The following is a 13,165-nucleotide window of genomic DNA, read 5'->3' as shown; positions in this document are numbered from 1 at the left end:
GGCGCCGCCGCCCGGGGCCGCCCCCCTCGCCGAGCGATCGAGCAGAAAAACTGATCATCTGCTCATATCGTCCGGCCGGATCAGGCGAGATCGACCAGCTCCGCGTAGTCGTCCGACCACAGGTCCTCGACGCCGTCCGGCAGCACGAGCACCCGGTCGGGCTCCAGAGCGGCGACGGCGCCGGGATCGTGCGTGACCAGCACGACGGCGCCGGCGTAGGTGCGGATGGCGTTGAGCACCTCCGCCCGGGAGGCAGGGTCCAGGTTGTTGGTCGGCTCGTCCAGCAGCAGCACATTGGCCGCCGACACCACGAGCATCGCCAGCGCCAGCCGCGTCTTCTCGCCGCCGGAGAGGACCTTGGCGGGCTTCTCGACGTCGTCGCCGCTGAACAGGAACGAGCCGAGCACCTTCCGCACGTCCGTGTCGTTCAGGTTCGGCGACGACGACTTCATGTTGTCCAGCACGCTGCGCGCGACCTCGAGGGTCTCGTGTTCCTGCGCGTAGTAGCCGACGCGGGCGCCGTGGCCGAGTTCCACCCGCCCTGAGGAGGGATCCTCGATGCCGGCGAGGATCCTCAGCATCGTCGTCTTTCCCGCGCCGTTGAGCCCGAGGATGACGACCTTCGAGCCCTTGTCGATGGCAAGGTCGACGGCGGTGAACACCTCCAGCGACCCGTACGATTTGCTGAGGTCGAAGCCCCGCAGCGGGGTCTTTCCGCACGGGGCGGGTTCGGGGAACCGGATCCGGGCCACCTGGTCCTGCACCCGCTCGCCCTCGACGCCCGCCAGGAGCTTCTCGGCCCGTTTGGCCATGTTCTGGGCGGCGACGGCTTTGGTCGCCTTCGCCCGCATCTTGTCGGCCTGCGCCATGAGCTGGCCGGCCTTGCGTTCGGCGTTGGCAAGTTCACGTCTGCGACGCTTCTCGTCGGTCTCCCGCTGGGCCAGGTAGCGCTTCCAGTTCATCGAGTAGATGTCGAGCTCTGCCCGGTTGGCGTCGAGGTGGAACACCTTGTTCACGACGGCGTCGAGCAGCTCGGTGTCGTGGGAGATGACGATGAGGCCCCCGGGGTACGTCTGCAGGTAGCTCCGCAGCCACACGACCGAGTCGGCGTCGAGGTGGTTGGTGGGCTCGTCGAGCAGCAGCGTGTCGGCATCGGAGAACAGGATGCGGGCGAGCTCAATGCGGCGCCGCTGCCCACCGGAGAGCGTCTTGAGCGGCTGACCGAGCACCCGATCGGCAAGGCCGAGGTTCGCGGCGATGCGGGCCGCCTCCGACTCCGCGGCGTAGCCGCCGGCCGCGACGAAGGCCGCCTCGGCTCGGGAGTACGCGTCCATCGCCTCCTGCCGGGTGGATCCGCCCGCGGTGGCCATGGTCTCCTCGGCCCGACGCATCCGGCGCATGGCCTGATCGAGTCCGCGGGCCCCGAGCACCCGGTCGCGGGCGATCTGCTCGGGGTCGCCGGACCGGGGATCCTGGGGCAGATAGCCGAGCTGGCCGGACCGGTTGACGGTGCCTCCGGCGGGCAGCCCCTCACCTGCCAGGATGCGAGTGAGGGTCGTCTTACCGGCCCCGTTCCGCCCGACCAGCCCGATGCGATCACCCGGAATTACCTGGAAACTGATGGGGGCGAGCAGTAGCCGGGCGGCGGCCCGCACCTCGATGTCCTTCACCTGCAGCACTGACCCAGTCTCCCCGTGTCACGCCCTGCGGGCAAACCCGCCGGTGCCGCTCGGCCTCGGCTGGCGGATGACGGCGTCCACGACGAAGGCCGCCACGGCGCCCCAGACGAGCGCGAATCCGGCCCACCGCGCAGGCGGCATGGGCTCGTCGAAGACCAGCCACCCCAGCAGGAACTGCCCGATCGGCGCGAGGTACTGGAGGATTGCGATGGTCACCATCGACACCCGCCGCGCCGCAGCCGCGAACAGCAGCAACGGCACCGCCGTCACCACGCCAGTGCTCGCCAGCAGCAGCCAGTACGCAGTCGGCGGGCCCATCGTGGCCTGGCCGGTGACCGACAACCACCCGAGGTAGCCGAGCGCCACGGGCGCGATCGCCGCGGTTTCGATCGCCAGGCCCGGCACGGGTGCCACCGAGGCCCCCGCCATTTTCTTCACGAGCGAGTAGAGGCCGAACGACACAGCCAGCGTGAGCGCGATGATGGGAACGTCGCCATAGCCGACGACGAGGACGGCGACGGCCGCCGCCCCCAACCCCATCGCCACCCATTGGAGCCGGCTGAGCCGCTCGCCGAGGACGAGGATGCCGAGGAGGGCCACGGCCAGAGGGTTGATGAAGTAGCCGAGCGCGGCGTCCAGTGTCCTGCCGACGCTGATGCCGTAGACATAGGTCGTCCAGTTGACTGCGATGAGCACGCCCGCGACCGCGAGCGCGCCGACCACCTTGCGGTTGGCGAGCGCCTCCCGCAGCGAGGCCCAGCCCCTGGTGCCCGCCAGCAGCAGCACGCAGAAGCCCAGCGACCACAGCGCGCGGTGGGCGACGATCTCGACCGGGCCCGAGCGGGCGAACAGGACGAAATAGAGGGGGAACGCACCCCAGAGGACGTAGGCAGCGACGCCGTAACCGATCCCTGCCCGTTCATCCCGCACGCACCGAAGCCTAGACGGCCCGGGCGATACCGGCGACGGGGCGCCGCGGTGACACCTCGCCCACTAGGGTGACGTGCATGACTGACGCCGATGCTCCGATCCGGGTTCTGCTGGCCGAGGACGACCCGCTCGCGCGACGCGCCGTCGACAACTATCTGTCCCGCACACCCGACATCACGCTCATCGGGATGGCCACGGACGGCGCGGAGGCCGTCACCATGGCGGCCGAACTGCGCCCGGACGTCGTGCTGGTCGACATCCACATGCCCCGTCTCGACGGCATCGAAGTGACCCGCCGCGTCACGTCGCCGCCCATCAACGCGAAGGCCGTGTGCTTCACCGCGCTGGGGGACGACAGGACCCTGACCCGTGCGATCCAGGTGGGAGCCTCGGGCTTCCTTCTCAAGACCGACTCTCCCGCCCTCATCATCCACGGCATCCGCAGCGCCTACTCCGGGGATGCGCTGGTCTCACCCAAGCTGGTCGCCAGCCTGTTGCGCGACACGCTCGACAGGGCCGCCGCGCCGGCCGACCTCTCCCCGGGCGACCGGAAGCTCCTCGGCCTCATCGGACGCGGCCTCAGCAACGCCGAGATCGCGGAAGAGATGCACTTGGCGGTGGGCACCATCAAGACCTACGTCAGCCGGCTGCTGCTGCGTTACGAACGCCCGAACCGTGCCGCGCTAGCAGCGCTGGCCTATCAGTGGCGCCTCGTCGAAGACTGAAGTCGACACACAAGTCAACTTTCGGCCACGACTATCGCCGAAAGTTGACCCGCAGGCGGTTCATGGGTGCACAGACGCCCTCACCGTACATACCCTCTGGGTGTACGAGTGAAAGGAACCCCGAAATGGTCGAGCTTCTCGCTGACGCCGCCCCTACAGCGCCCTTCTCACCCTGACGGTGGCACCGCAGACCGTCCGCAACACCCTCAAGCCGACTTCGACCTGGCTCTGCCGCCTGTTCCGCGTCTGCTTCTGACCCGATTCGGCCCGGAGGGGCGCCGGCTCTATAGACTGCGCGCCATGGATGGCCAACCCGACCAGACACGGAGGCCGGCGTCCGTCTGGCTGGAACCGGCCCTCGCCCTGCTGGTCCTCGGGCTGGTCATCGGCACGATGCTCGGTCTGCCGACCCCTCCCCACGCCTGGGTCCTGAATCTCTCGGTCTGCGTGGGAGCCGCCCTGTCCGGGCGCTTCCCGCGTGTCGCCGCCGCGATCAGTGCCGGCGCGCTCCTTGCGCTTCTTTCGGTTCCCGGGCAGTACCTCGGCCCGGCGGCCCTCTCCTTCGCGATCAACGTGTTCGCGGCGGTCAGGCTGCAGCTGACGTACTGGCCGTGGATTCTGGGCGTCGTCGGCTCCGCCGCCTTCGTGACCCAGGGTCTGCACAGCAGCCGCTCCACCGAGGAACTGATCGCCAGCAGCACGGTGCTGGTGGTGCTCGCCGCCCTCGCTGTCGGCGCCGGCATCCTCTGGCACAAGGCGGAGGCGCTCATCCAGCTGGAGCGGGAGCGCGCGGAGCGGCAGCTGCTCGACCTGCGGCTCGAGCTCGCACGCGAACTGCACGACACCGTCGCCCAGACCCTGTCCCACGCGTCCATGCGTGCCCACATGGCCGCCTGGGAGCCCGACGCCACCGACGGCATGCGCGACCAGCTGCAGGAGATCGCCGACGAATGCGGTTCCGCGGCACAGGATCTGCGCCAGATCCTCTCGACGCTGCGCTCCAGGGACGCAGGCCCGCTGCCGGAGACCCATGTCGTGGACGCCGAGTCCCTCGCCGCCTTCCTCGATCGCCAGCTCGGCAGGTTGACGGCAGGTCACCTCGACGGGCGCCTCGTCTTCGACATCGAGACGATCTCGGCCGCGCGTGCCGCGGTGCTCGGGAAGATCGCGGTGGAGGCCGTCAACAACATGCTGAAGTACGCCCGCGAGGGCTCCACCTGCCTCATCGAGCTCCGCTCGACGCCGGAGTCGGTGGTCGCCGTCTTCACCAACGACACGGTTCTGCGACCGGGACGCCGGCCCACGGGACTCGGCCTCATCGGGGTACGCGAGCGCGCCGCCCTGTTCCGTGGCACCGTCGAATCCACGCTGAAGAACGGGGCCTGGCGGCTCGAGGTGCGGCTGCCGCACGGTTTCGACGCCCGCACTTCGACGAGCGGCCGGTCTTGAGGACGCGGTGTCGACCAAGCTCCTGGTCCCAGCGGAGATGCTTAGCGAGATGGACCGTGCCGCTGCGGAGGCTGGCGTGTCGCGGGCCGAGTGGGTCCGGCAGGTCGTGGCCGCAGAGCTGGCCCGCAAGGCCTGACGGCAGTGAGTCGGAAGGCTCGCTGGTCGCCTCGGCTGATGCCGGCGATCAGGCAGGATCTTTTCGCCGCGTGCGAGCGGGAGGCGGTGGCGGTGGAGCGGCTGGCATCCCTGGCCGGGGCGGCGGAGCGGGCCGAGGACATGCGGCGTGAGCGGCTGCGGCGCTCGGACCTGTACTGGGTGACAGGGCCGATGCTGGAGCTCGCTCTGGACGCCTCGCGCGACATTCCTGGGGTGACCGCGCAGGACAGGCCGTCGCTGGACGGGATCTTGGGGTGCGAGGTGCCGCTGCCGCCGCTCGTGCTGTCGGAGCGGGTGCCAGCGGTGCCGGTCGATGCGCTGCACTGGCGCACGATGCCTGACGGTCACCTCGAGGTGACGCTGCTGGCGCGTCCGTCGTCGATCCCGTCACGGTGGCAGCAACTGGTGTCGGACTTCCGGTATGTGGCACCGATCCCCGGGGCGGAGATCGGCGGCGACCTGCCCTTCCTGACGGGTGAGGACTCGCCGCCGGGGGTGGAGTCGCTGATGTGTTTCGTCGCGGCGTGCTGGACGATGATGATGACCCCGACCGTGGCGCAGCGCCGCGTCCTGGACTCGTGCACCGGGCAGCCGGCGCAGCGGCAGACGCCGCAGACGTCCACGGTGACGGTGATCGACCTGCGGCCGCTACGTCATGTCGAGGTCGAGCAGGAAGAGGCATCCGGTCGTCGGCTCACGGTGCGGCACCTGGTGCGGGGGCATTGGACTCAGCAGGCGCACGGTCCTGGCCGGTTGCTGCGGCGGCTGCAGTGGGTCGCTCCGTACATCAAGGGCCCGTCTGGCGCGCCGCTCAAGACGTCAACCGCTCGGGTGATGGTCTGGCGGCGGGCATGAGCCTGCGTCGACGGTCGTAACCCAACTCGTTGCGTTGGAGTACACCCCAACGCGTCGCCCTGGCCGGTTCTGTCCGAGCGGTGCAGTAGGGTCCCCAGCGAGGTTATTGCCACAGAAGTGAGCGAGGTCTAGAGATGGCGCCACAGGGCCAGGTTGTCGGGTATGTGCGGGTGTCGAGCCAGGATCAGAACCCTGCTCGCCAGGTGGAGGCGATCGGCAACGTGGACAAGATCTTCGAGGACCGGGTCTCTGGTGGCTCTCGTAGGGACCGTGAGGGCCTCGGTGCCTGTCTGGTTTACGTGCGCGAAGGGGACCTGGTGCGGGTCGCGTCGATGGATCGGCTGGCGCGGTCCCTGGTGGACTTGCAGCAGCTCGTTGACGAGTTCGTGGCGAAGGGTGTGGCGGTCGAGTTCGTGAAGGAGGCCGTGACCTATGCCGGGGGAGAGGGCGCGTCGACGTCGAGGCTCATGCTGCAGCTGCTCGGCGCGTTCGCGGAGTTCGAGCGATCGCTGATCCGTGAGCGGCAGGCAGAGGGGATCAGGCTTGCGCGCGCCGCGGGCCGGTACAAGGGGCGAGCGCGAGTACTCACCCAGGACCAGGTCAAGGAGGCCCGCGAGTTGATTGCCGCCGGCGTTCCCAAGACCCGTATCGCTGCGCAGCTGGGGGTTGACCGGTCGACACTTCATCGGGCGTTGGTTCGTAAGGAGTAATTCTGCAGAATTGCTCGCTAGGAGGGGACTCTCCCATCGCTTCCGTGATCGCTAAACGATAGGTGACTTCCAGGGTTAGGGCGGGAGGCCAGGCTTGTCAACGTGATCGAGGGGTAGAGGCAGTTGCTCCTACTTAGTCGAGTGGTGCATAGTGTGCTCACTTGTTGAGGCATTGGGGCCTCCGTCGTTGCCAAAGGTTGGCCCGTTGATGCGTGTGTGGCGTTGTGTGTTGTGGCTGTTTGTGTCGGTTGCTTTGGTGGCGGGGGTGTCGCCCGCGTGGGCGGACCCGGGTGATCCAGAGCCGGAACCTGTTGGTGAGGTGTCGCGGCCGGATTGGACGTCGGCGTCGGTGACGGCGCGTGTGCAGGGTGTGCGGGTTGAGGTGTTGTCTGAGCGTACGGAGACGATGCGGGTGTGGGCGCATCCGGATGGTTCTGTGGAGGAGGAGACGGCGTTCGCGCCGGTGCGGTTCGAGGACGCGGCTGCTGCGGATGGGTGGCGCGATATTGACACCACGTTGGTGGCGGCCAGTGACGGGTCTGTCGCGCCGATAGCGATGCCGGTGGAGGTGGAGCTCGGCACTGGTTCCGAGGAGTTGGTGGTGTTCGCGGCGGGTTCTGCGGACGAGATGGGTCTTGGTCTTGATGGTGTGACGTTGCCGGTGCCGGTGCTGGATGGGTCTGTGGCGGTGTACCCGGAGGTGTTTGTCGGGGTGGATCTGTCGGTGGAGGTCCGCTCTAGCGGTTTCGAGGTGTTGTGGGTGGTGAAGTCTGCGGAGGCGGCTGCGGGTTTGGTGGAGCGGTTCGGTGCGGATGGGTCGGTGTCGTTGCCGTTGAAGCTGCGGTCGAAGGTGCCGGTGTCGGAGACGGATGCTGGTGGGGTGGAGCTGTCCCAGTTGGGTGATCAGGTGGGCGTGTTTGTGGCTCCGTCGATGTGGGATTCGTCGGCTGAGGTTCCTGGTGAGCGGGGTGATGAGCAGCAGATCGAGTTTGAGGTTGCGCCGGCTCCGGCTGCTCGTTCCGGCAGCACGTCTGGTCCTGTGACTCGGGATGTGGATGTGGTTGCTGATCAGGAGTGGTTGTTGGATGAGTCCCGGGTGTTCCCCGTGGTGATCGATCCGACATACGGCTATGCGTCGGGGACTCCGGTGTTTGACACGTTCGTGCAGCAGGGCTACTCGTCGGATCAGTCAGCGTCGGCTGAGTTGAAGCTGGGTAACAACGGGTCTGGGCAGGTGGCTAGGAGTTACCTCAACTTTGATGCGGCGTTGTTCAAGAACCGGCAGATCCTCGGCGCGAGCTTGTCTCTGTTTGAGTCTCATTCGTGGTCGTGTACTGCGCGGTCGTTCAGTTCGTATGATGCGGGGCTGGCTTCGTCGGCTACCAGGTGGGCGGCTCAGCCGTCGATCGGTGTGAAGCGTGCATCGGTGTCGGCTGCTCTCGGGTACTCGTCGTCGTGTCCTGCCAGCCGCGTTGACATCAACATGACTGAGCAGGCTAAGGCGTGGTCGGCGACGACGCAGGCGCAGGTCGGGATGATGTTGCGTGCTGATGATGAGACGGACAGTCTGGGGTGGAAGCGTTTCCACTCGTCGGAGGGGTCGTACAAGCCGGTCATCGCGGTGTCGTACAACCGGCCTCCGAATGTTCCTCCTGCTCCGTGGGTTGCGGGGAACATCACCTCTGGTGGCTTCAAGTATGTGGGGAACTCGCGGCCGACCCTGTCGGCGACGGTGAGCGACCCTGATCTCAATGGTGTGACTGCGGTGTTTTCTCGGTTCACGTCGGCGTCGTCGTTGACTGCGACCGAGGAGTTGTGTCGGGTGTGGGTGGCTAGCGGGTCGAGCGCGTCGTGTGTTCCGACTGTGGATCTGCCGGGTAACACCACGATGTGGCTTCGGGTGACGCTCTCGGATGGTCACACGTGGTCGGGGTGGGGCCCTGCTTTTGAGGTGAGGACGGGGTACGTGGTTCCGACCGCTCCTCCGATATCGTGCCCATCCGGCAACGGTTCCTGGGACGAGTTGGTGAGGGCCGCTGAGACCTGCACCATCACCGGGTTGTACTCTGCGACTGCATCGTATTCTGCTCCGACATCTGTGATGTATCGGGTCGATGGGGGCGCTTGGCGCACCGAGTCGTTCACACCGTTGACCGCGTCGCGGGTGGTCGCTTCTGCCTCAGTTGGTGGAACCACGGGCGGGCACAGCCTGGAGGCGTACGTGACGTCGATTGGTGGTCGGCAGTCTCCGATCGCCAAGTACGCGTTTGGGTATGGGGCTCCGTCGTTGACGGCTCCGGCGGGTGTGTCGACGACGCATGGGTCGGTGAAGGTCACCGCTGTTGGTGCGCCGCAGGGTAGTGGGCCGGCTGTGACGGGTGCGGTGCAGTGGCGGTTGAAGGGGTCCGGGGCGACCTGGACAGATATCCCGGCCGCGGTGACGGCGGCCGGCGTGTTCACGGGGTCGTTTGATTCGGCGTCGATCTTGGCTGCGAACCCGACCATCCCGAAGCGGGTTTCGGCGGTGTTTGAGATCCGGGCGAAGTTCCAGTACGGCACCGCTACGCCGCTGTTCACGGAGCCGCGTGAGGTGGTGCGGGTTCCGCACGCGTTTGGTGCGGGGTTCCCGACTACTGAGGTCGCGACCGGTCAGGTGGCGTTGTGGACGGGCGAGTTCCAGGTGTCCGAGTCTGATGCGGATCTGGCTACTCCGGGTGGCGGGTTGTCGATCTCCAGGACCCATTCGACGTGGGCTGGTGACACGACAGTTGCGCAGTCGGTGTTCGGCCCGGGCTGGACTGCTTCGCTTGATGGCGGGCCTATGGGGGTCTCGGAGATGGAGTTGGCGGACAACACCCTCGTGGATGGCACCCTGGTGTTGGTTTCGGCTGAGGGGGACGTGTTCCCGTTCGGGCCCGCCAATGATGCGGTGCGCACCACGACCACTTTGCAGGCAGGTGACTATCTCCCGATCGGCCCGGACGCCGAGGCAACCGAGCTGACCTTGAAGCTCGCCACCGAGGGCGGTCAGATCAAGGTGACCGCGAAGGACAAGGATGGCATCGAGACGTTGTTCACGGCCCCGGCGCTGTCGTCTGCCGCTGCGGAGGCGAAGTTCGTCACTGATAGCGTGACGGACAAGGTCACGGGCGAGAAGACGGCCTACCGGTACAACACCGCCGGGCAGGTCACCGCGATCATTGCGCCGTTGCCGGATGGGGTGACCAGCTGCGTGCCGGGGACGCCGACCGATGGGTGCCGGGTGCTGAAGCTGGAATACACCGGCACCGGGGCAGCGACCCGCCTGTCGAAGGTCTCCGCGCAGGTCAACACGGATCCAGACCGGGTCCTGTCGACCTACACCTACACCGCTGGCAGGCTCACCTCGCAGACTGATGCGGTCACGGGACTCACGACCAGCTACACCTGGACCGGGGCCGACCCGCAACCCAAGTTGGCATCCTTGACCCCTGCTGGGCAGGCCGCCTACAGCTACGACTATGGCACTGATGGGAAGCTGTCGAAGGTTACCCGCCCGGTTCCGGCCACGGCCGGCGGTGGGACTGCGCAGCTCGCAGGGATCGTTTACGGCGTTGCCCCTGCGGGCATTGCTGGGGTCGACCTGGCCCAGTTCGACCGCTATAACCTTCCCCGGACCGCTACCACCGGGTTCGCGGTGTTCGGCCCCGACGCGCTTATTACGTCGACCCCGGCTGCCGGGGATGAGAGTTGGCGCCGCGCCGATGTGTGGCTCACGGATGCGGAGGGCTACACCATCCACCAGGGCCGCTACGGCGGCGGGCAGTGGCAGCTGACCGCGGCGATCTACGACGCTTCGGACAACGTCATCGAGTCGTGGGACGCGCAGGCAACTGCCGAGCTCCGGAAGGGCGACAACTCGGCGTATCCGGATCCGTTGTCGGCGGCCACGTCCACTCGATACAACCAGGATGAGATCAAGTCCGCTGACGGCACGGCGGTGCTGGTGGCGGCCCGTACCCGGGTGACCGACGTGTTCACGCCAGCGGCGATGATCCTCGCGGCCGGCGCCGACATGCCCGAGATGCTGCGTCGTCACGTGGCCACCACCTACGACCAGGGCGCCCCTAGCCCTGGCCTGTCGCTAGCCACGACCGAGACCATCACAGCCGAACGCCTCGACGGGACCGTTGCGGAGACCCTGTCAACGACCTTCACCGGCTATGAAGCGCTCGTGTCGGGAGACAAGACGGGCTGGGACTTGAAGCAGGCCACCTCCGTCACCCTCGACATGAACGCCAACGGGACCGCTGACGCTAGTGATATCCGCAAGGAGACCCGCTACGACAACCAGGGCCGCATCTCCGAACAGCGCCAGCCAGGCGCTGCCAACAGCGACCCCGGCACCCGGGCCACCATCTACTGGTCGGCCGGCGGCAACGCCCGTGACGCGGCCTGCGGCAACCAGCCGAAATGGGCCGGCTACGTGTGCAAGGAAGGCCCGGCCGGGCAACCCGCTGGCACCACCATTCCGGTGACGATCCACAGCGACTACCAGTGGCACGGAGCCGCCGCGACCAGTCAGGACATCTCCGGGACCGTGACCCGCACCCAGACCGTGACGTTCGACTCGCAGGCCCGCCCTGTCACTGTCACCACGAGCGTTACCGGGTTGACCGGATCGACCCCGCTCCCGGCGGTGACGACCAGCTACGACACCTATAGCCGCGTCACGGGCACCTCGTCCGCGGCGGGATCTACCGCGATGACCTACGACACGTGGGGCCGTGAACTGACCTACACCATCACCACGGGTGGGGTCGCGGAGACCACCACCACCGAGTACAACCAGCTAGGCGATGTGGCGAAGGTCACCACGCCGAAGTCGGTCACCGTCAACACCTACGACGGCACCGATGCAGGTGGCAACGCCGAATATCGCGGGCTGCTGACAAAGGTGGTCACCACGGTCGGAGGTTTCACGTCGACCGCCACCGCTGGCTACGACGCTCAAGGGAACCTCACCCTGGAGAAGCTCCCCGGCAACATCGAACGCCGCTCGGACTATGACCTGACCGGAGAGCTGATCTCGCAAAGCTACTGGGGCCCTCAAGCCGGCAGGACGGAACCGGCCGCATGGTTGGGCTGGACCATCACCGCGAACGCGAAGGGCCAGATCGTCACCGAACACGGCCCAGAAGCCTCCGAGGTGCTGCCCGGCACCACTACCCCGGAGAGTGCAGAGGTGGCCTACCGTTACGACTCGGCGGGGCGACTCATCGAGGCCCGCGACACCGCAAACGGCGGTTGCACCGTGCGGAGCTACCTATTCGACGCCCGCGGGAACCGCACCGGAACCAACACCAACACCGCCACCAGCTGCACCGCCACCACCCCGACCACGACCCGCAGCTACGACGCCGCGGACCGACCGGTGACCGGTGGGGACGGCACGGGCAGCTACTCCTACGACCAGCTCGGCCGCCAATTGGTGATCCCGGCTGTCGACGCACCGGACCCGGCCAAGGCTGACATCGCGTTGGGCTACTACGACGACGACTCAGCCCGCAGCATCACCCAAGGGACCACCACCCTCACCTACGGCCTCGACGTGGCGGGGCGCCGATCCACCGAAACGTCCACCGTGGAGGCCCGCACCGTCACCAACCACTACGTCGACAACTCAGACAATCCGGGCTGGATCACCAACGCCTCCATGACCGGCACGGCCACCACCGTCTACGCCGACCTTGTCAGCGGGGACCTGTCACTGTCGATCATCACCGAGAACGACACCACCCGAGGCGAGTTGGCTCTCACCACTCCCCGCGGTGATGTCGCCTCCACCATCACCCTCAACACCAGCGACGCGGCCGCGGATGGGCTCGACTCCTGGACCCGGTACACCGAATACGGCCAACCCATCACCACCCAACCCACCGGCACCGGCGGAGCCGCAGGTAACGGCTACGGCTGGCTCGGCGCCAAACAACGCACCACCACAACAACAGGCATCCTCCTCATGGGAGCCCGCCTCTACAACCCCACCACGGGCCTGTTCACCAGCAACGACCCCATCTACGGAGGCAACGACACCCCCTACACCTACCCCAACGACCCCGTGAATGATGAGGACATCAGTGGGCAAGCAGGCTGGCTGAAGAAGGTAGGGGCCTTCCTCTGGAAACACAAGGTCGATATCCTGCTCACGGCGGCAAGCTTCATACCTGCCACGGCAGGCATTGCATGGGGTTATAGAGCTTACAAGGCAGCCAAGCTACTGAAGGGCGGCATCTATGTCATCAAAAACGCTAAGGGAGCCAAATATGTAGGCCAGTCGGCGAAGATTGGTAAACGCCTGCAGCAACATGTGGCGAAGGGGAAATTTACTCAGGCCGAGGTCAAAAAAGCCAAGACCTATGTTGTTAAAGGGACGAAGACGCGCAGAGAGGTTGCTGAGCAACGCATGATTAACAAGCTGGGCGGTAAAAGGAACCTCCTGAACAAGGTGAACCCGATCGGGCCGAAACGGCAACATCTCCTCAGATCCACTAAACGAAACTGGAGGGGATTATGAGGTATACCCGGTTGTATAGGCGGCCGCTGTTGCCGGTGGTGAGCCGGTTCATCAACTGTGTGGAGTGGCCCGAGGGTAGTCTCGATGACTTGCTTCCGGGGGAGC

The 13,165-nt window shown here is 66.7% G+C and carries 8 protein-coding genes; 6 read left to right on the top strand and 2 right to left on the bottom strand.

Annotated features, from left to right (window positions below):
• Positions 1–80: 80 nt before the first annotated feature.
• Positions 81–1,679, bottom strand: a complete 1,599-nt coding sequence (locus H9L22_RS03435; RefSeq protein WP_187721599.1) for an ABC-F family ATP-binding cassette domain-containing protein — start codon at positions 1,677–1,679, stop codon at positions 81–83.
• A gap of 18 nt (positions 1,680–1,697) precedes the next feature.
• Positions 1,698–2,609, bottom strand: a complete 912-nt coding sequence (gene rarD, locus H9L22_RS03430; RefSeq protein ID WP_187721598.1) for an EamA family transporter RarD — start codon at positions 2,607–2,609, stop codon at positions 1,698–1,700.
• 77 nt (positions 2,610–2,686) lie between these two features.
• Between rarD and H9L22_RS03425 the strand changes: the two genes are divergently transcribed.
• From H9L22_RS03425 to H9L22_RS03400, 6 genes are all read left to right on the top strand, one after another.
• Entirely contained in the window at positions 2,687–3,334 is a 648-nt protein-coding gene (locus H9L22_RS03425) for a response regulator (protein ID WP_187721597.1), read from the top strand.
• 300 nt (positions 3,335–3,634) lie between these two features.
• The gene (locus H9L22_RS03420) at positions 3,635–4,783 is read left to right on the top strand and encodes a sensor histidine kinase (RefSeq protein WP_187721596.1); all 1,149 of its coding nucleotides are present in this window, start codon (positions 3,635–3,637) and stop codon (positions 4,781–4,783) included.
• Between the two features lie 7 nt (positions 4,784–4,790).
• On the top strand, positions 4,791–4,919 hold the full coding sequence (locus H9L22_RS03415) for a ribbon-helix-helix protein, CopG family (RefSeq protein WP_187721595.1): 129 nt from the start codon (positions 4,791–4,793) through the stop codon (positions 4,917–4,919).
• A gap of 38 nt (positions 4,920–4,957) precedes the next feature.
• Positions 4,958–5,794 (top strand): hypothetical protein, encoded by an 837-nt coding sequence (locus H9L22_RS18455; RefSeq protein ID WP_226966097.1) that lies wholly within the window; start codon positions 4,958–4,960, stop codon positions 5,792–5,794.
• A gap of 134 nt (positions 5,795–5,928) precedes the next feature.
• The gene (locus tag H9L22_RS03405; RefSeq protein ID WP_187721594.1) at positions 5,929–6,504 is read left to right on the top strand and encodes a recombinase family protein; all 576 of its coding nucleotides are present in this window, start codon (positions 5,929–5,931) and stop codon (positions 6,502–6,504) included.
• Positions 6,505–6,712: 208 nt separating this feature from the next.
• Positions 6,713–13,060 (top strand): DNRLRE domain-containing protein, encoded by a 6,348-nt coding sequence (locus H9L22_RS03400; RefSeq protein WP_226966258.1) that lies wholly within the window; start codon positions 6,713–6,715, stop codon positions 13,058–13,060.
• The last annotated feature ends 105 nt before the right edge of the window (positions 13,061–13,165 follow it).

This window comes from Tessaracoccus defluvii, assembly GCF_014489575.1.
In the GTDB taxonomy this organism is placed as follows: Bacteria; Actinomycetota; Actinomycetes; order Propionibacteriales; family Propionibacteriaceae; genus Arachnia; species Arachnia defluvii.
This window is presented reverse-complemented; position numbering and strand designations above follow the sequence as displayed.

Excerpts from the sequence above, each read along its gene's own strand:
- H9L22_RS03425 (WP_187721597.1), top strand. The coding sequence starts at position 2,687 with ATGACTGACGCCGATGCTCCGATCCGGGTTCTGCTGGCCGAGGACGAC.
- H9L22_RS03420 (WP_187721596.1), top strand. The coding sequence starts at position 3,635 with ATGGATGGCCAACCCGACCAGACACGGAGGCCGGCGTCCGTCTGGCTG.
- H9L22_RS18455 (WP_226966097.1), top strand. The coding sequence starts at position 4,958 with ATGCCGGCGATCAGGCAGGATCTTTTCGCCGCGTGCGAGCGGGAGGCG.
- H9L22_RS03405 (WP_187721594.1), top strand. The coding sequence starts at position 5,929 with ATGGCGCCACAGGGCCAGGTTGTCGGGTATGTGCGGGTGTCGAGCCAG.
- H9L22_RS03400 (WP_226966258.1), top strand. The coding sequence starts at position 6,713 with ATGCGTGTGTGGCGTTGTGTGTTGTGGCTGTTTGTGTCGGTTGCTTTG.